We start from the raw sequence: 15,472 nt of genomic DNA on the forward strand, positions 1-15,472 counted from the left end.
GGGGTAGTTATGAAATCGAATCTTGACCGTTATCGCAAGGACCTTGAACTGCTCATATTGCAGGGCAACCTGCTCACGTACGCTATGCAAAGAAGCTTAATGGGCGAGGCGAAATTCGACGGACAGATAACTAAACAGATTGGGAAGGAGGAGGGCGAGAAGTTTTTAACTTCTCTTCCGCCTTTTAACTCAACATACGAGTCATGGTATTCCGAAGGAAAGTCGCTAATACGTCAAATTCTTCCAGATAGATTTGAAGATTTTGTTAGGCTGCACGAAAAGCCGAGAAGTCGAAAAGAAGTAAGTTACGGTAACTATGTTATGGAGGATTACCTCCAAGACCTTAAGGTTACTTTCGGTAATGGGGATGTGAAAGTAGATAGATCTGCGGCTCTTCCCCAATTTCAACAAATGTTAAATATTATAACGGCCTGCAACCGTAGGTTTGAGTCTAGTATATTTGATATCAAACAGCTGTTGCAGGCTGACTTATTCGACTCAGAAATTTCCGCGGCACGTCATCTGCTTAAGCAGAAATTTGTTAGAGCTGCAGGAGCTATGATGGGAGTGGTGTTGGAGCGCCATCTTGCTCAAGTTTGTGCAAATCATAACGTAAAAATCACAAAGAAAAACCCCACCATTGCTGATTTCAACGAGGCTCTAAAATTAGCTAATGTTATCGACATACCAATATGGCGCGGAATCACCCGATTGGGCGATTTAAGAAATCTGTGCGATCACAATAAAGACAGAGAGCCGACTATCGACGAAGTCGATGATCTCATATCAGGTGCTGACAAGTTGCTTAAGACGTTGTTTTAGGCGGCCCTGATCCTTCTCCCATTGGGAGAAGGTGGCCGCGAAGCGGACGGATGAGGGTTGGGCGTCAAAGTCGGCGTGAGCCGTCGCTGCGGTCGGGCCGCAGCGGGTGTCCGGGTGGCGTGCGACCCTCACCCTTTCGCGCAAGGCCGCTCGCTGCGCTCTCGGGCGCTCAAGCCCTCTCCCAATGGGAGAGGGAAGGCCAAAACTTGATCCTTCTCCCATTGGGAGAAGGTGGCCGCGAAGCGGTCGGATGAGGGTCGGGCGTCGAAGTCGGCGTGAGCCGTCGCACCGGTCGGGCCGCAGCGGGTGGCGGGACGCGGACGACCCTCACCCTTTCGCGCAAGGACGTCGGCTGCGCCGCCGTGCGCTCAAGCCCTCTCCCAATGGGAGAGGGGAGGTTAGAGGCCTAGCGTCTTCGCGTGGTCGCGGATGGCGGCGTCGATGCGGGCGGGGTCGGCCAGGGCTTCGGCGTTGGTGAAGCGGATGACGGTCCAGCCCAGCGCCTCGATCGCCTGCTGGCGATAGTGGTCGTTCAGGACCACCTCGTCGCGCTCATGCACCCCGCCGTCGATCTCGATGACCAGCCGAAGCGGCACGCAGGCGAAATCCACCACATACCGGCCGACCGGATGCTGGCGACGCACCTTCCAACCGTCGACGGCGCCGCCGCGCAACCGCGCCCAGATCCGGTCCTCGGCTAACCCGCCGACTTGGCGCAGTCCGCGAGCGCTGGGCGTCAGGCGGTTGGTCGTCATGGGCGGCTCCTCTCGGCGCACACTAACGCAGAGCCGCCAGCCCGCGCATCTGCGACGCACATCGCGAACGATTTCAACACCCTGCCGCCCGCCAGCGTCATCCTCCTGCCCATGCCTCCAAACCGTGCGATCCTGTCTCGGTTCGTCCGCAGGGGACGCATCGCACGGTCGGGGAGGGCCAGATCAGACGAATTAGACGAATTAGACGGTGTTTTTGTCCGCCGACCGTCTGATCTCGGTCAGTCCTGCGGGATGGGATTGGTGCGCGGGTCCGGGCCGTTGGTGACGACGCGGTCGCGCTCGCCCAGGTCCTTGATGATCTTGACGTCGGTGAAGCCGGCGGCCTCGAACAGCGCCTTGACCTGCGGGCCCTGATCGAAGCCGATCTCGACGGCGAAGACGCCCAGCGGCTTCAGGATGCGTTTCACCTCGGGCGCCAGGTCGCGATAGGCCTGCAAGCCGTCGGGGCCGCCGTCCAGGGCCAGGTGCGGGTCGTGGTCGCGCACCTCCGGGTCCAGGGTCGCGATATGGTCGGTCGGGATATAGGGCGGGTTGGACAGCACCAGGTCGAAGCTGGCGTCGCCGAAACCCGCGGCCCATTCGGTGCGCAGGAAGGTCGCGCGGTCGTTCAGGTCCAGGTTGGCGGCGTTCTCCCTGGCCACCGCCAGGGCCTCGGACGAGATGTCGGTGCCCACCCCGCGCGCGGCCGGCCGCTCGGCCAGAAGCGCCAACAGGATCGCGCCCGAGCCGGTGCCCAGGTCGATGGCGTCGAAGGCCTCGGTCTTGCCGAAGGCCAGCATGGAGACGTCCATCAGGGTCTCGGTGTCGGGGCGGGGGCTGAGGACGTCGGGGGTGACGTTCAGCATGATCTTCCAGAAGCCCTTCTTGCCGACGATGCGCGAGACGGGCTCGCGCTTCAGCCGGCGCTCGACCATGGCCTCATAGGCGCTCAGTTGGTCGGCGGTGATGGGCCGGTAAGGGTCGGTCAGGATGTCCATGCGGCTGGCGCCGGCGGCGGCCTCCAGCAGCAGGCGGGCGTCGATGGCGGGGCTGTCGATGCGGCCGGTCTTCAGCCGGGCCTGCGCCGCCTTCCAGGCGGTCAGCAGGGTCGGGGCGTCTGTGTCGGACTTGGGCGTGATGGGGTCGGTCATGGGCGTTGATTGGCCCGGCCCGGCGCCGATTTCAAGCGCGACGGGAGGAACGCGAGGCCAGCTTGACCGTTCGCGTCGGGATGACTGCGCGCCGCCCCTCCCGCCTCGCCCCGCTTCGCAACCTGTTCGCCCGGGCGCCCGCGCCGTCTGAGCGGGGTCGGGTGTGGAAGTTCCTGGCCGCCGCCGCCGGGGGTCTGGCCGCCGGCGCCGGCGCCGCCCACCTGCTCTACAGCCAAGGCCACAAGGTCGGGGTCGAGCTGCGCGCCCCCCGCCCCGAGCCCCTGCCGCCCAAGGTCCCCACGCCCGAGGACTATGAGGCCCAGGAGCCCGGTCGCGGCCGCATGGCCAAACGGCCCGAGCACATTCCGCACAGGGGCTGGTCCGACATCGTGTGGCGCACCGGCGGGTCCTATTTCGGCGACCGGGTCGGCTTCGTCGCCGGCGGCGTGACCTTCTTCACCCTGCTGTCGCTGTTCCCGCTCCTCGGGACGTTCGTGACCCTCTACGGCCTGTTCGCCGATCCGGCCGACGCCTGGGGCCGGCTGCAGTTCCTCTACGCCTTGCTGCCCGACAGCATCGCCGAGTTCCTGGGCGGGGAGATGCAGCGGCTGGCCGAGAACTCCAACAGTCAGCTGACCTTCACCCTGGCCTGGACCCTGGCCCTGTCGCTGTGGACCGCCAACGGGGCGGTCAAGGTGCTGTTCTATGGCCTGAACGTCGCCTACCACGAGGTCGAGCGCCGCAACATCGTGCGCTACAACCTGATCTGCATGGTCTTCACCGTGGGGGCCATCCTGGCGGTCCTGTTGACCTCGGCCCTCGTGGTCGGCGTGCCGGTGGTGGTGCGGCTGTTCGGGCTGGAGGAGGAGTGGGGCCTGATCGCCCCGCTGCGATGGCCGCTGCTGCTGGTCGGCTATATCGCGGCTCTGACCGTCATCTACCGCTATGGTCCCTGCCGCCAGCGCGCGCGCTGGCGCTGGGTCACGCCGGGCGCGATCTTCGCGGCGGTGCTCAGCCTGACGGTGTCCTTCCTGTTCAGCTGGTATCTATCCAACTTCGTGCGGACCGACAGCTACGGGCCTCTGGCGGCCATGATGGGTTTCCTGCTGTGGACCTGGCTGTCGGTGCAGGTGATCCTGATGGGCGCCGAGCTGAACGCCGAGATCGAGCACCAGACCGCCGTGGACACCACGACCGGCAAGCCCCTGCCGATCGGCGAGCGCGGCGCCAAGGTCGCCGACAGCATCGGCGCCCGGCGCGGCAATCCCGCGGCTCTCGCCTTCACCCAGCGCCAGGCCGAGCGGGTGGCGGATCGCCTGCGCGGCCGCCAGAACCGCAAGGCCGCCGAGCGCGTCGCTACAGAATGAAGCGGCTCAGATCGACGTCCTTGGTCAGGGCGTCCATCTTCTCGCGCACCGCATCGCCGTCGAAGGTCACGGTCTGACCCGACAGGTCCGAAGCCTTGAAGCTGGTTTCCTCCAGCACCCGCTCCATCACGGTCTGAAGCCGGCGCGCGCCGATGTTCTCGACCGCGCTGTTGGCCGCCACCGCCGCATCGGCCATCGCCTCCACCGCATCATCGGTGAAGGTCAGGGTCACGTCCTCGGTCGCCAGCAGGGCCTGGTTCTGACGGATCAGATTGGCTTCCGGCTCGGTCAGGATGCGCTTGAAGTCGTCGCGCGTTAGAGCCTTCAGCTCGACCCGGATCGGCAACCGCCCCTGAAGCTCGGGCAGCAGGTCGCTGGGCTTGGCGACGTGGAAGGCGCCCGAGGCGATAAACAGCACATGGTCGGTCTTCACCGGCCCGTATTTCGTCGAGACCGTGGTGCCCTCGATCAGGGGCAGCAAGTCGCGCTGCACCCCCTCACGCGACACGTCGGCGCCGGATGCGCCTTGCCGGGCCGCAACCTTGTCGATCTCGTCCAGGAAGACGATGCCCTCGTTCTCGGCCAGTTTCAGCGCCTCCTGCGTCAGGCTGTCCTGATCCAGCAGCTTGTCGCCCTCTTCGGCGATCAGGGGCGTCGTCGCATCGCGCACCGTCAGCTTGACGGTCTTGGTGCGCCCGCCGCCCATCTTGCCCAGCATTTCGGACAGGTTCAGCAGGCCGACGTTGCCGCCGCCCGGAATGTCCAGGCCCTGGATCGGCGAGGCGGTGTCCGCCAGCGAGATCTCGATCTCCTTGTCGTCCAGCTCTCCGGCGCGCAGCTTCTTCCTGAAACTGTCGCGCGTCGCGGGCCCCGCGCCCGGTCCGACCAGGGCGTCCAGGATCCGGTCCTCGGCGGCGGCCTCGGCCTTGGCCCGCACGTCGCCGCGCCGGCGCTCGCGCACCATGATCAGGGCGCTTTCGACCAAGTCGCGCACGATCTGATCCACGTCGCGGCCGACATAGCCGACCTCGGTGAACTTGGTCGCCTCGACCTTCAGGAAGGGCGAGCCCGCCAGCCGCGCCAGGCGACGCGCGATCTCGGTCTTGCCGACGCCGGTGGGGCCGATCATCAGGATGTTCTTGGGCGTCACCTCGTCGCCCAGGTCGGCCGGCACGCGCTTCCTGCGCCAGCGGTTTCTCAGGGCGACGGCGACGGCGCGCTTGGCGTCGTTCTGGCCGACGATATAGCGATCCAGTTCGGAGACGATCTCGCGGGGGGTCAGTTCGGTCATGCGACGCAGATAGGAGAGGCCGAACCGTTGCGGGAGAGGGGCGGGGCGTCGCAGCGCGCACAAAATCCTATCGTCATCGGCGAAAGGGCGTCATGCCGATCGCTAGGACCGCGCACGCTGCACCAGAGGCTTAACGATGACCCCCTTGCAAACGGATCGTCTGACCCTTCGACGCTTTGAGGCCGGCGACGCCGCAGACCTGTTCGTCTATCTTCATCATCCGCGCGCCGCCTGTTTCGCCGCGATGGCGCTTCAGGACATGGCGGCGGCCGAGGCGGAAGTCCTCAAGCGCGCAGCCGAGGGCGAATATATCGCTGTCCAGTCCAAGGCCGACGGCCATGTCATCGGTGATGTCTTCGCGATGTTCGAGGCGCCGGACACCTGGTCCATCGGCTGGAACTTCAACAGCGCCTATGAGGGCGCCGGCTATGCGTCCGAAGCGGCTCGCGTCCTGGTCGACCATCTGTTCAAGGACAAGGCGGCCCGTCGGCTGTATGCCTATGTCGAGGACGACAATCTGGCGTCACAGAGGCTTTGCGAACGGCTAGGCATGCGGCGAGAAGGACTGTTCCGCGAGTTCATCTCGTTCGTGAACGACGCCGCGGGCCAGCCGATCTACGTCAACACGTGTCAGTACGCCCTTCTGCGACACGAATGGCGAGCCTGACTATCAGCAAAAAGGCGTCCCCCGGTCGGAGGACGCCTTAAGGCTTCAAGCGCTTGTCGCCCGGATCAGGCGGCGTTGGCGGCCTTGTTCTTGGCCAGCTTGTCCTGGTGGGCCTGCATGCCTTTGGCGATCAGGTCGGCCGCCTCGCCGGCGTCGCCCCAGCCCTCGACCTTGACCGATTTGCCCTTCTCCAGGTCCTTGTAGCGGGTGAAGAAGTGCTCGATCTGCTCGATCAGGATGGCGGGCAGCTGACGATAGCTGGCGATCTCGGTGTAATAGGGGTTCAGCTTATCGACCGGCACGGCCAGGATCTTTTCGTCGCCGCCGGCCTCGTCCGTCATCTTCAGCACGCCGATGGGGCGCGAGCGGATGACGCAGCCCGGAACGACAGGCGTCGGGTTCAGCACGATCACGTCGCAGGGGTCGCCGTCGTCCGACAGGGTGTGCGGCACGAAGCCGTAGTTGCCCGGATAGTACATGGCCGTGTGCAAGAAGCGGTCGACGAACAGGGCGCCCGAGGCCTTATCCATCTCGTATTTCACCGGCAGGCCGCCCTGCGGAATTTCGATGATGACGTTGATGTCCCAAGGAGCGTTCGGGCCGACGGGAATGGCGTCGAGGTTCATGGCGGGTCTTTGCTGCGACTGCGAAACTTTGAAAGGCGAAGGGTGATAGGCTCCCCGGCCCGTCACGGCAAGGGCGACATGTGGCGAACACGGGCCCGGCGGACTTGCGTCGCGGCGCATCATCGCGGACATCTGGATCATGACCTGGACCGATTGGGCGGCGTTGGCCCTCTTCTTCATCTGCTGGCTGGGATACAGCCCCATCCTGGCTTTCATCAGCCGACGGGGCGGCTCGCTGAACCAGGACATGGAGCATGTCCGGGCGGCCTGGATGCAGTCCATGACTCATCGCGAGATGAAGCTGATCGACAGCCAGCTGATGGGTCATTCGATCAACTCCGCCTCCTTCTTCGCCTCCACCAACCTGCTGCTGATCGCGGCGGTCGCAGGCATCCTGTTCGGCGGCGAGAGCGCGCTTCAGGGGTTCGCCGCCGTCGGCGCCGAAAACGTGCCGATGAAGATTCTGGAGGCGAAGCTGGCGCTGGTGCTGATCTGCCTGGCGCGCGGCTTTCTGGATTTTATCTGGGCGCTGCGCCAGATGAACTACGCCCTGGCGCTGATCGGTGCGGCGCCGGAGATCCACACCAAGACCGACCGCAAGGCCTTCAGCGAGGCGGCGGGCCAGCTTTTGAACCCTGCGCTCAGTTCCTTCAGTCAGGGTGTGCGCGGCTATTATTTCGCCCTGGCGGCGGCGGCCTGGCTGTTCGGACCGCTGTGGCTGGCGCTGGGCGTCGCCTCGTCCTTCGGTCTGTTGATCTATCGCCAAGAGGCGTCACCTGCCGCCCGCGCCATTCGCAACGCACGGCGCCTGCTGGACAACTGACCCTATCCTTTCGCAGTTGCGAGATTGAGCGCCCCGTCCGACTTTGGTCGAAAGAGCGCCGTCTTGTCGGGCGATCCGCCATATTTCCGTAACAAGGCGTGACCGTGCAGGCGCGCATGGGTCTTGACCCATTGTGCATCGCAACCTAAGTTGACCTCTGACGCCTTCGGGCGTCTTGCCCTTCCTGGGCGTTTCCTCCCTATAGACTTTTAATGCCGCACCCTCGGGTGCGGCTTTTTTTTGATCTGATCAGCGATCAGTCAGGCCGACCACGCATCTGCGCACAAGGTGGCGATCACGCGGGACAGCGCCTTTTGCGTCCTGGCGTAGGTCGCGTTGGGGGCCAGCGTCGTCTCGTCCAGATAGAGTTTGCGGCTCAGCTCGATCTGGATGGCCTCGTAGCCCTCGTCCGGCCGTCCCCAGCGCTGGGTCGACCAGCCGCCGGCGTAGGGATGGTTCTGCGCCACGCGCCAGCCCAAGCCCTCGAACAACTCGCGCAGCCGTCGGCTGAGCTGCGCACTGCAGGCCGAGCCGTATCGATCGCCCAGCACGACCTCGGCCCCGACGGCGCGCGCCGGCATCGAATGCCAGTCGATCAGCACGGCTCGTCCGTGCGTCGCGCGCGTCGTCTGCATCTGTTCGCCCAAGGCTTGGTGATAGGGGGCGTGGACCCTGGCGATGCGGTGCGTGGCCTCCGCCAGCGTCAGCCGGCGCGCATAGAGCGGCGTGCCGTCGCCGGCCAATCGGGGAATCACGCCATAACCGGCGGCCGTCTTGGCCCCCACCGGCCCCTCCAGATCCGCGATCAGGGCCGGGTCCAGCTCGGACGGATCGCGGTTCAGATCGACATAGGCCCGGCCGATCCGGCCTTCGATCAGCGCGGCCCCCCTGCGCGGTCCCTCTGCGACCAAACTCCCGACCAAAGCGTCCTCGGCGCTCTTCAGGCTGGCGCGCGACAGGCCCGGCGCGGCGCCCATGTCGTCGGGATACAGGTCGCCGGAGTGGGGCGAGGCGAACACCAACGCCGTCGCGGGCGCGTCCGCCGCCGGGGCGGTGATCGAAAAGCTGTCGCCGCCGTCGGTCATGCTCCCGCTTAGCGCGTTTCGCTGTGGAAGGAAGTCGGCTGATCGGCGAATTTCATCGGCGGTTTACCGTTCCGGCTCTAGGTTTGCGGTCTGTTTCAAGGGTGTTTCTCGAATGGCGCGTATTCTCCTGGCCGAAGACGACGGTTCGTTGCGCGGATTTCTGACGCGCGCGCTGGAGCGGGCAGGCCACCAGGTCATCGACTGCGAGAACGGCGACGACGCGATCGACGCGTTGGAACACGGTCCCTACGACCTGCTGCTGACCGACATCGTCATGCCGGGCGCCGACGGGATCGAGGTCGCCCGCGTCGCCGCCGCTCGCCAACCCGGTCTGCGCATCATGTTTATCACCGGCTTCGCCGCCGTGGCCCTGACCGCCGCCCAGGCCACGCCGGACGCCAAGGTGTTGTCCAAGCCCGTCCACCTGCGCGATCTGGTCAATGAGGTCGAGCGGATGGTCGCCGCCTGAACACTAACGACGGCTGGGCCGAGCAGCGTTTGGCGAGAAATCGCATTCTTGCCGCTAAATCGGCTTGATGCCGACCGGCCTCGCCGCTATACGACCGCTCTTCCCGCTCCGAAGACGTTTTTCGGAGCCCTACGGCGGATGCGTAGCTCAGCGGGAGAGCACCTCGTTGACATCGAGGGGGTCACAGGTTCAATCCCTGTCGCGTCCACCATTTCCTTTTCTTTTCAGATCAGTCGCCATCAGTCCTGGCTGGTGTTCGCGCGCTAGAGCAGCCGTGCCTGATCCGACGTCCGGACGGCCGTGTCCGTCATCAGGCCGCGGCGGCGAAGCTCGGTCGCGGCGGTGAAGGCGATGTCAATGTCGCGTCCCGACGCCAGGATTTGAAGCCGATCGGCATCCACCGCGCTCCACGGCTTGCCGCGTTCAGGCCCGGCGGGCACGCGGGGCAGCAGCCCCGGTTCGCGGCTCCACGTCAGTAGCTGCTCGACGGTCGTCTGGTTCAGCATGTCGCGCAGATGATGGGCGGTGACATAGGCGTCTGGCAGGGCGCGATGCGCCGGCAGGCCCAACTCATGCACCAATCCCTCGGGCCGGCGCAGATAGCGCAGCATCTGGTTGGAGAAGCGCGGCAGGTCGGGCCACAGCCGCAGGGCGCATTTCCAGGTGCAGATCCACCTTGCGCCGCCTGACAGGGCAGGGGTGCAGTACCGCTGCTCGAAGCTGGCCCGGTGAGCCGCCAAGGCGATCACGCCCGCCTCGGGACGAAGGATGAGCGGGGCGACGGCCTTCCAATAGCCGGCGTCTTGAACCCACTCGTCCAGAATGTGGTGGATCGCCATGGTGTCGGGCGAAATCGGCCGACCGGGATTTACGAAACGGGCGCCACGCGTCGCATCCAGACGCCATGGGCCGGCCCCGTCACGCACCACGTCCTGCCAGCCGATCTCGCAGACGTCCTGAGGGCCGGATCCGGCCGTCTCCAGATCGATGACGCGGATGCGTTGGGGGGATGGCGTGAAGTCGGTCAGGGCGTCCTCGGCGTGGCTTTCACACCTGACAACGCCTGGGGCGCCGGATTCGGTCCGGCGCCTGGAAAGACCGCCGACGGCGCGTCGTCAGTTCGGCAAGTGCACCGACCCGTGCGGCATGACGGTCATCACGGCCCACAGACCGACCAGCACCACGGGCGAGGCGATCAGCGCCCGCCGACAGCGATGCGCCAGATAAAGAGCCTCGCCGATCACGATCGACACCAGCATTCGCGTTTCCCCCGAAACGATAAGCGACACTTCTATGACGTCGCCGACAGACGTGTCCCTCAATGAGACGAAATCCATTTCGTCGTAGCCGCTTCGCCGGCCGCGTGGTCGCTGGACGTGCGACCAGGAATGCGCAATCTCGCGGCATGGGATCTGTCGCGCGCCTGTTCCGTCTGCATTTGTCGCTATGGCTCGGGCTGCTGGTCATGGCGGCCGTCGCGGCGCTGGCGCCGGCCAGCGTCGGATGGCCGATGCGACTGGCGGCCGGCTGGGACGCGGGCGTGGCGACCTTTCTCGTTGCCACCTTTGTGCGGATCTTCCGCGCGCGTTCTCAGGAGGCGATGCGGCGTCGCGCGGCGGAACTGGATCAGCCGGGCGTTATGGTCCTGCCGCTCAGCATGGCGGCGGCCGTGGCCAGCGTCGTGGTCCTCGTCCTCGCCATGGTGGCCAGCGACGGCAAGCCGACCGTCGGGCAGGCGGTCTTTTCAGTGTGCACCGTCGGCCTGTCGTGGCTGTACGTGCACATCATCTTCGCCCTGCATTACGCCCACGGCTTCTACGCCCCAAGTGACGACGGCAAGGGCGATCAGGGCGGGCTGATCTTTCCGGGTGAGGATGACGCGGACTACTGGGATTTTCTACACTTCGCCCTGATCATCGGCGTGGCGAACCAGACGGCCGACGTGCAGATCTCTAGCCGCAAGCTGCGCGGTCTGGCGACGTTTCACAGCCTGATCGCCTGGTTCTTCAACGCCGTTATCCTGGCGCTGACGGTCAATCTGGCCGCCACGCTGCTTTAGGCACGCGGAGCCGTTCGGTCAGAGATCGACCGGGCGACCGGATTCTTCTTCTTCAAGCGTGACGGCGACATCGGCGTTGGCCGACAGGCGCACCTTGTCGCCCTCGACGCCGGCGACGAAACCGTTCTCGATATAGTGGTGGTGATCGGCGTGGGCGCCGGTGTTCTCGCGGCGCGTCAGCTTGATCCGGTCGCTCTCCACCCGGTCCACGACGCCGACGTGCACGCCGTCGGCTCCGATGACTTCCATGCCTTCCTTGATCTCGCTCATCGCTGTTTTTCCTCGCTGAACATCGTCTCGATAGCGGAGCGCCGCCGACCGACATTTCGTTCCCGAGGCGCTGGGACGGCGAGCATGCTTGTTCGCGGCCCCGCCGACTGGCAAGGCTTTGGGACAGTGTTCAGCACAAGCCGGCTGAGGAGCGCGAGCGACAGGGATGCCGTTGACTTGATCGAACAGTATGGATGGTCCGAGGTCTGGGCGACGGCATTTGCGCCGCATGCCCATGCCGGTCACACGCCGGGCCGCGTCATCCTCCAGCATCGCAACGGCTATCTGGTCGTCACGGATGCGGGCGAGCTTCAGGCCAAGGCGTCCGGCCGACTGCGGCACGAAGCCCAGGAGACTGGGCCCCCTGCGGTGGGCGACTGGGTGGCTCTGTCGCCGAACCCTCAGGACGGCGCCGCCACCATCCACGCCGTCCTGCCTCGCCGCACGGCCTTCGTGCGGCGGGCGGCCGACAGCGTGCGTCGAACCCAGATCCTGGCGGCCAATATCGACGTGGCCTTTGTCGTCACCTCGATGAATGCGGATCTGAATCCGCGCCGGATACAGCGTTTCCTGGCTGCCGCGATGGACAGCGGAGCGCGGCCTGTTCTCGTTCTGACGAAGTCGGATCTCAGCGCCGACCCCCAAGCCGAGCTCGCTCAGGTGGCGGCGCTGGAGGCGCAGACACTGGTCTTGACCGTCTCGGCGCGCGAAGGCGTTGGCCTGGAGGCGCTGCGTCTTCAGGTGAAGCCGGGCGAGACCTGTGTCCTGATCGGCTCGTCGGGTGTCGGCAAGTCCACCCTGGTCAACGCCTTCCTGAACGAGGATCGGATGGCGACCCAGGCGATCCGCGCATCCGACGACCAGGGACGGCATACAACCAGCCATCGCCAGGTGATCCCGCTGCCCGGCGGCGGTCTCATCATCGACACGCCCGGCATCCGCGAAGTGGGCCTGATCGACGCCGAAGAGGGTGTGGAAGCGGTCTTCGACGATATCGAACACCTGATGCAGGAGTGCCGCTTCACCAACTGCGGCCATGTGAGCGAGCCGGGATGCGCTGTCCAGGCGGCCCTGGCGGACGGCACGCTGGAGGGACCGCGCTGGGCGCATTTCCAGAAGCTGAAGTCGGAACTGGCGGCCGCAGGGGACAAGGCGGAACGGATCGCCAAGGCTGCGGAACGCCGGCGGCTGGGCGGCTTGCAGAAGGTCTATCGCGCGACGAAGCGCAACGATCGGGGCGGGGCCGATCGATAGCGTCGATGGCGCAACCGAATTTCGACGTGTTGCGGGGCCAAACGGGCTAGGTGAAGTCCTTAGACTTAAGAAAGATCACCATGTCCGCATTCACCATCGTCACCACCAGCGCCGTTCAGGGCAGCGAGGCCGCAGAGGTCAACACGCTGACCGACGACTTTTCCGACGCCAGCGAGGCGGTGGGCTATGCACGGCGCATGGCCGACGAGATGATCGACATGGCCGATCAGCTGCTGCTGGATTTCGATTACAGCAACGTCGGCGTCTATGAGGGCGACCTGCTGGACGAAGACGTCACCCCGGATCACCCCGCCCTGATCGGCGTCTGGGTGCTGGATGAAGAAGGCTCGGCCTTCGTGCCGGCCGAAGAGTTCCGCCAAGGATCGACCGAAGTCGAGAACTGATCGGCGGCTATCGCGGCGGGAGGTTCGGATCGAGCCGCCTGCCGCATCGGTCATCGGACGAGAGACGGGCACCGACTGGCGACTTCTGCGGATCGAAATGTGGGGGAGGATGGCCGTCCCTCCGAACACCTTGCGGTGCTCGGAGGCGACGATGGTGGAGCTTAGCGGAGTCGAACCGCTGACCTCTTGCATGCCATGCAAGCGCTCTACCAACTGAGCTAAAGCCCCGGACCTGTCGGTCTGGATCGCCCGGTTCATCTTTCGATGGCCCCCGGCGAGGCGGCGGAAACTAGGTCAGGCTTTTTCTGCGATCAAGCCCGTTTCGAGATTTATTTTCACCGCGTTCCCAAGGGTGAAAATACGCAGGTTTTTCAAACCGAAAGATGTGAAAGGCCTGCTGTCCCGCCGCGTCTCCCTAACGGGAAATGCGGCGGGTGCAACAAGAATCTGAGCCAGATCGCGAGAAGCCCACAGCAAGTCGGGCCTCAAGTCGCGCGAAGCGCGATAGACCCAAGAAATTAGTCGTCGTCGCGCGACGGCTTGGCGATCTCGTCGTCGATCGAGTCGTCGTCTTCGTCTTCGATGAACGGCACGGAGTCGTCATCGTCGTCGGCCAGCAGATCGTCGTCGCCGTCGGTCGAGCCCATGCCGGCTTCTTCCGAGGCGTCAGCCGGGGAGTCCTCGTCCTCGTCGTCCGGCGTGAGGATCGGCTCGTGGCCTTCCTCGTCGATTTCCGGCGTCTTGACGTCGTCTTCCTCGTCCTCGTCGCCGTCGACCTTCTTGTCCTTGACCTGATCTTCCGTGTCCTCATCGTCGGACGGATAGCCGGGACGGGCGCGGCGGCTGCGCAGCTTCATCGCCTCTTCGGGATCGAAGTCGGTTCCGCATTTGGGGCAGTGTGCGGGGCGACGGTTCAGGTCGTAAAACTTCGCCTGGCAGTTGGGGCAGACCTGTTTGGCGCCCAGTTCGGGATTGGCCACGTTTGGATGCTTTCAACGGGTTGAATTCGGGGCGGTCCCTTGCCACCCCTTTGACCCGCTGTCAAAAGCTGTCTTTCGCGCCGCCCGCGCGGCCCTTCGCACAATACAGCCTGAAGCGGGTGATCATGCCGTCCCAACTGACTTCGCGCCGCGCATCCGCCCTGACCGGAAAGGTCCGCGCGCCGGGCGACAAGTCGATGTCTCACCGATCAATGATCCTGGGCGGAATGGCGTCGGGCGTGACCGAGGTCGAAGGTCTCCTGGAAGGCGACGACGTCCTGGCCACCGCCCGCGCGGTCGAAGCCTTCGGCGCCAAGGTCGAGCGGACCGGCGACGGCAGATGGCGGGTCGAGGGGGCGGGGGGCTTTAAGACGCCGGCTTCGGTGATCGACTGCGGCAACGCCGGAACCGGGGTGCGCCTGCTGATGGGCGCGGCGGCCGGCTATCCGCTGACGGCGACCTTCGATGGCGACGGCTCGCTGAGAAAGCGGCCGATGAAGCGGGTCACGGGACCCTTGGCGGACATGGGTGCGGCATTCGACTGGCAGGCGGCCGAGGATCGGCTCCCGGTGGCCCTGACTGGCGGCGCGCTGAAGGCCATCGACTATGTGCAGACGGTGGCCTCGGCCCAGGTGAAGTCGGCCATCCTACTGGCGGGTCTGAACGCCGAGGGCGTCACCTCGGTGGTCGAGCCGGAAAAGAGCCGCGACCATACCGAGCGCATGCTGCGGGCCTTTGGCGCCGAGGTGGGCGTCGAGGAGAGGGGCGAGGGCTGGAAGGTGACTCTGAAGGGCGGTCAGGCCCTGACCGGGACCTTCGTCGCCGTGCCGGGCGATCCGTCCTCTGCCGCCTTCCCCCTGGCGGCCGGTCTGATCGTTCCGGGGTCGGAGGTCACGGTCGAGGGCGTGATGCTGAACCCGCTTCGCACCGGCCTGTTCGACACCTGGATCGAGATGGGCGCCGACCTGACCATCACCAACCGGCGTGAGGCCGGGGGCGAAGAGGTCGGCGACATCACCGCCCGTCACTCGTCCCTGAAGGGCGTGGTCGTGCCCGAGGATCGCGCCGCCTCGATGATCGACGAATATCCGATCCTGGCGGCGACGGCGGCCTTTGCGGACGGCGTCACCGTCATGCGCGGTGTGGGTGAAATGCGGGTCAAGGAAAGCGACCGGATTTCGCTGATGGTCGAGGGCCTGCGCGCCTGCGGCGTTCAGGTCGAGGAGGAGCCGGAAGGCTTCATCGTCACCGGCGCCGGCCAGGGCAGGTCGGTGCGTGGCGGTGGCCTGGTCCACACCGCCCACGACCACCGCATCGCCATGAGCCATCTGGTCCTGGGCCTGGCCGCCGAACAGCCGGTCTCGGTCGACGAGCCTGGGATGATCGCCACCAGCTTCCCCGGCTTCGTCGAGATGATGAACGGCCTGGGCGGGCGTATCGCGTGAAGCC

Annotated in this window: 18 protein-coding genes and 2 tRNA genes; 10 read left to right on the forward strand and 10 right to left on the reverse strand. The window is 65.4% G+C overall.

The genetic code is table 11. From position 1 onward, the window contains the following. The first annotated feature begins 9 nt into the window (after nt 1–9). On the forward strand, nt 10–822 hold the full coding sequence (locus PFY01_RS04410; protein WP_271042569.1) for a hypothetical protein: 813 nt from the start codon (nt 10–12) through the stop codon (nt 820–822). Nucleotides 823–1,220: 398 nt separating this feature from the next. Here PFY01_RS04410 and PFY01_RS04415 read toward each other — a convergent pair whose 3' ends face one another. Continuing rightward, the gene (locus tag PFY01_RS04415) at nt 1,221–1,577 is read right to left on the reverse strand and encodes an endonuclease domain-containing protein (protein WP_271042570.1); all 357 of its coding nucleotides are present in this window, start codon (nt 1,575–1,577) and stop codon (nt 1,221–1,223) included. A gap of 239 nt (nt 1,578–1,816) precedes the next feature. Then, nucleotides 1,817–2,728 carry a peptide chain release factor N(5)-glutamine methyltransferase gene (gene prmC, locus PFY01_RS04420; protein WP_271042571.1) on the reverse strand — a complete coding sequence of 304 codons (912 nt, stop codon included), beginning with the start codon at nt 2,726–2,728 and terminating at the stop codon, nt 1,817–1,819. A gap of 62 nt (nt 2,729–2,790) precedes the next feature. Here prmC and PFY01_RS04425 point away from each other — a divergent pair, with 62 nt between their 5' ends. Further along, complete coding sequence (locus PFY01_RS04425) at nt 2,791–4,095, forward strand: YihY/virulence factor BrkB family protein (RefSeq protein WP_271042572.1); 1,305 nt, start codon at nt 2,791–2,793, stop codon at nt 4,093–4,095. On the opposite strand, the gene hslU is transcribed toward PFY01_RS04425, so the two are convergent. Next, nucleotides 4,085–5,386 (reverse strand): ATP-dependent protease ATPase subunit HslU, encoded by a 1,302-nt coding sequence (gene hslU / locus PFY01_RS04430; RefSeq protein ID WP_271042573.1) that lies wholly within the window; start codon nt 5,384–5,386, stop codon nt 4,085–4,087. The two genes, PFY01_RS04425 and hslU, sit on opposite strands and share 11 nt — an antisense overlap. Nucleotides 5,387–5,522: 136 nt before the next feature. On the opposite strand from hslU, the gene PFY01_RS04435 reads away from it, so the two are divergent. Next, the gene (locus PFY01_RS04435) at nt 5,523–6,053 is read left to right on the forward strand and encodes a GNAT family N-acetyltransferase (RefSeq protein WP_271042574.1); all 531 of its coding nucleotides are present in this window, start codon (nt 5,523–5,525) and stop codon (nt 6,051–6,053) included. A gap of 65 nt (nt 6,054–6,118) precedes the next feature. Here the strand turns inward: PFY01_RS04435 and ppa are convergent, their stop codons facing one another. Continuing rightward, nucleotides 6,119–6,679 carry an inorganic diphosphatase gene (ppa, locus tag PFY01_RS04440; RefSeq protein ID WP_066552596.1) on the reverse strand — a complete coding sequence of 187 codons (561 nt, stop codon included), beginning with the start codon at nt 6,677–6,679 and terminating at the stop codon, nt 6,119–6,121. Nucleotides 6,680–6,818: 139 nt separating this feature from the next. Between ppa and PFY01_RS04445 the strand changes: the two genes are divergently transcribed. After that, nucleotides 6,819–7,502, forward strand: coding sequence for a DUF599 domain-containing protein (locus PFY01_RS04445; RefSeq protein WP_055803258.1), 684 nt, complete (start codon nt 6,819–6,821; stop codon nt 7,500–7,502). Nucleotides 7,503–7,762: 260 nt separating this feature from the next. On the opposite strand, the gene PFY01_RS04450 is transcribed toward PFY01_RS04445, so the two are convergent. Then, nucleotides 7,763–8,587 (reverse strand): N-formylglutamate amidohydrolase, encoded by an 825-nt coding sequence (locus tag PFY01_RS04450; RefSeq protein WP_271042575.1) that lies wholly within the window; start codon nt 8,585–8,587, stop codon nt 7,763–7,765. A 112-nt stretch (nt 8,588–8,699) separates the two neighbouring features. Between PFY01_RS04450 and cpdR the strand changes: the two genes are divergently transcribed. Continuing rightward, nucleotides 8,700–9,056: a cell cycle two-component system response regulator CpdR gene (gene cpdR, locus PFY01_RS04455; RefSeq protein ID WP_017506825.1), complete on the forward strand. Its 357-nt coding sequence runs from the start codon at nt 8,700–8,702 to the stop codon at nt 9,054–9,056. A gap of 136 nt (nt 9,057–9,192) precedes the next feature. Beyond that, a tRNA-Val gene (locus tag PFY01_RS04460) sits at nt 9,193–9,267 on the forward strand. A gap of 52 nt (nt 9,268–9,319) precedes the next feature. On the opposite strand, the gene PFY01_RS04465 is transcribed toward PFY01_RS04460, so the two are convergent. Together PFY01_RS04465 and PFY01_RS04470 are read right to left on the reverse strand one after the other, a co-directional pair. Continuing rightward, nucleotides 9,320–9,982 carry a DNA polymerase III subunit epsilon gene (locus tag PFY01_RS04465; RefSeq protein ID WP_271042576.1) on the reverse strand — a complete coding sequence of 221 codons (663 nt, stop codon included), beginning with the start codon at nt 9,980–9,982 and terminating at the stop codon, nt 9,320–9,322. A 189-nt stretch (nt 9,983–10,171) separates the two neighbouring features. Beyond that, entirely contained in the window at nt 10,172–10,315 is a 144-nt protein-coding gene (locus PFY01_RS04470) for a hypothetical protein (protein ID WP_153925618.1), read from the reverse strand. A gap of 146 nt (nt 10,316–10,461) precedes the next feature. On the opposite strand from PFY01_RS04470, the gene PFY01_RS04475 reads away from it, so the two are divergent. After that, nucleotides 10,462–11,115, forward strand: a complete 654-nt coding sequence (locus PFY01_RS04475; protein WP_271042577.1) for a DUF1345 domain-containing protein — start codon at nt 10,462–10,464, stop codon at nt 11,113–11,115. Nucleotides 11,116–11,133: 18 nt separating this feature from the next. Here the strand turns inward: PFY01_RS04475 and PFY01_RS04480 are convergent, their stop codons facing one another. Continuing rightward, nucleotides 11,134–11,385: a DUF2171 domain-containing protein gene (locus tag PFY01_RS04480; protein WP_055805252.1), complete on the reverse strand. Its 252-nt coding sequence runs from the start codon at nt 11,383–11,385 to the stop codon at nt 11,134–11,136. Nucleotides 11,386–11,562: 177 nt separating this feature from the next. Here PFY01_RS04480 and rsgA point away from each other — a divergent pair, with 177 nt between their 5' ends. Both rsgA and PFY01_RS04490 read left to right on the forward strand, forming a co-directional pair. Beyond that, complete coding sequence (gene rsgA / locus PFY01_RS04485) at nt 11,563–12,639, forward strand: ribosome small subunit-dependent GTPase A (RefSeq protein ID WP_271042578.1); 1,077 nt, start codon at nt 11,563–11,565, stop codon at nt 12,637–12,639. 80 nt (nt 12,640–12,719) lie between these two features. Continuing rightward, nucleotides 12,720–13,043 carry a hypothetical protein gene (locus PFY01_RS04490; RefSeq protein WP_055803275.1) on the forward strand — a complete coding sequence of 108 codons (324 nt, stop codon included), beginning with the start codon at nt 12,720–12,722 and terminating at the stop codon, nt 13,041–13,043. Between the two features lie 152 nt (nt 13,044–13,195). On the opposite strand, the gene PFY01_RS04495 is transcribed toward PFY01_RS04490, so the two are convergent. Then, nucleotides 13,196–13,271: transfer RNA gene (locus tag PFY01_RS04495), tRNA-Ala, on the reverse strand. Nucleotides 13,272–13,561: 290 nt separating this feature from the next. Then, nucleotides 13,562–14,023, reverse strand: coding sequence for a TIGR02300 family protein (locus PFY01_RS04500; RefSeq protein ID WP_055752793.1), 462 nt, complete (start codon nt 14,021–14,023; stop codon nt 13,562–13,564). A gap of 122 nt (nt 14,024–14,145) precedes the next feature. Between PFY01_RS04500 and aroA the strand changes: the two genes are divergently transcribed. Then, nucleotides 14,146–15,468 (forward strand): 3-phosphoshikimate 1-carboxyvinyltransferase, encoded by a 1,323-nt coding sequence (gene aroA, locus PFY01_RS04505; protein WP_420197061.1) that lies wholly within the window; start codon nt 14,146–14,148, stop codon nt 15,466–15,468. Nucleotides 15,469–15,472 lie beyond the last annotated feature (4 nt).

It is taken from the genome of Brevundimonas vesicularis (assembly GCF_027886425.1).
Taxonomy (GTDB): Bacteria; Pseudomonadota; Alphaproteobacteria; order Caulobacterales; family Caulobacteraceae; genus Brevundimonas; species Brevundimonas vesicularis_C.

What these genes read in the sequence shown, in the direction of transcription:
- PFY01_RS04410 (WP_271042569.1), top strand. Translation starts at nt 10, where the DNA reads ATGAAATCGAATCTTGACCGTTATCGCAAGGACCTTGAACTGCTCATA.
- PFY01_RS04415 (WP_271042570.1), bottom strand. Translation starts at nt 1,577, where the DNA reads ATGACGACCAACCGCCTGACGCCCAGCGCTCGCGGACTGCGCCAAGTC.
- prmC (WP_271042571.1), bottom strand. Translation starts at nt 2,728, where the DNA reads ATGACCGACCCCATCACGCCCAAGTCCGACACAGACGCCCCGACCCTG.
- hslU (WP_271042573.1), bottom strand. Translation starts at nt 5,386, where the DNA reads ATGACCGAACTGACCCCCCGCGAGATCGTCTCCGAACTGGATCGCTAT.
- PFY01_RS04435 (WP_271042574.1), top strand. Translation starts at nt 5,523, where the DNA reads ATGACCCCCTTGCAAACGGATCGTCTGACCCTTCGACGCTTTGAGGCC.
- ppa (WP_066552596.1), bottom strand. Translation starts at nt 6,679, where the DNA reads ATGAACCTCGACGCCATTCCCGTCGGCCCGAACGCTCCTTGGGACATC.
- PFY01_RS04445 (WP_055803258.1), top strand. Translation starts at nt 6,819, where the DNA reads ATGACCTGGACCGATTGGGCGGCGTTGGCCCTCTTCTTCATCTGCTGG.
- PFY01_RS04450 (WP_271042575.1), bottom strand. Translation starts at nt 8,587, where the DNA reads ATGACCGACGGCGGCGACAGCTTTTCGATCACCGCCCCGGCGGCGGAC.
- cpdR (WP_017506825.1), top strand. Translation starts at nt 8,700, where the DNA reads ATGGCGCGTATTCTCCTGGCCGAAGACGACGGTTCGTTGCGCGGATTT.
- PFY01_RS04470 (WP_153925618.1), bottom strand. Translation starts at nt 10,315, where the DNA reads ATGCTGGTGTCGATCGTGATCGGCGAGGCTCTTTATCTGGCGCATCGC.
- PFY01_RS04475 (WP_271042577.1), top strand. Translation starts at nt 10,462, where the DNA reads ATGGGATCTGTCGCGCGCCTGTTCCGTCTGCATTTGTCGCTATGGCTC.
- PFY01_RS04480 (WP_055805252.1), bottom strand. Translation starts at nt 11,385, where the DNA reads ATGAGCGAGATCAAGGAAGGCATGGAAGTCATCGGAGCCGACGGCGTG.
- PFY01_RS04490 (WP_055803275.1), top strand. Translation starts at nt 12,720, where the DNA reads ATGTCCGCATTCACCATCGTCACCACCAGCGCCGTTCAGGGCAGCGAG.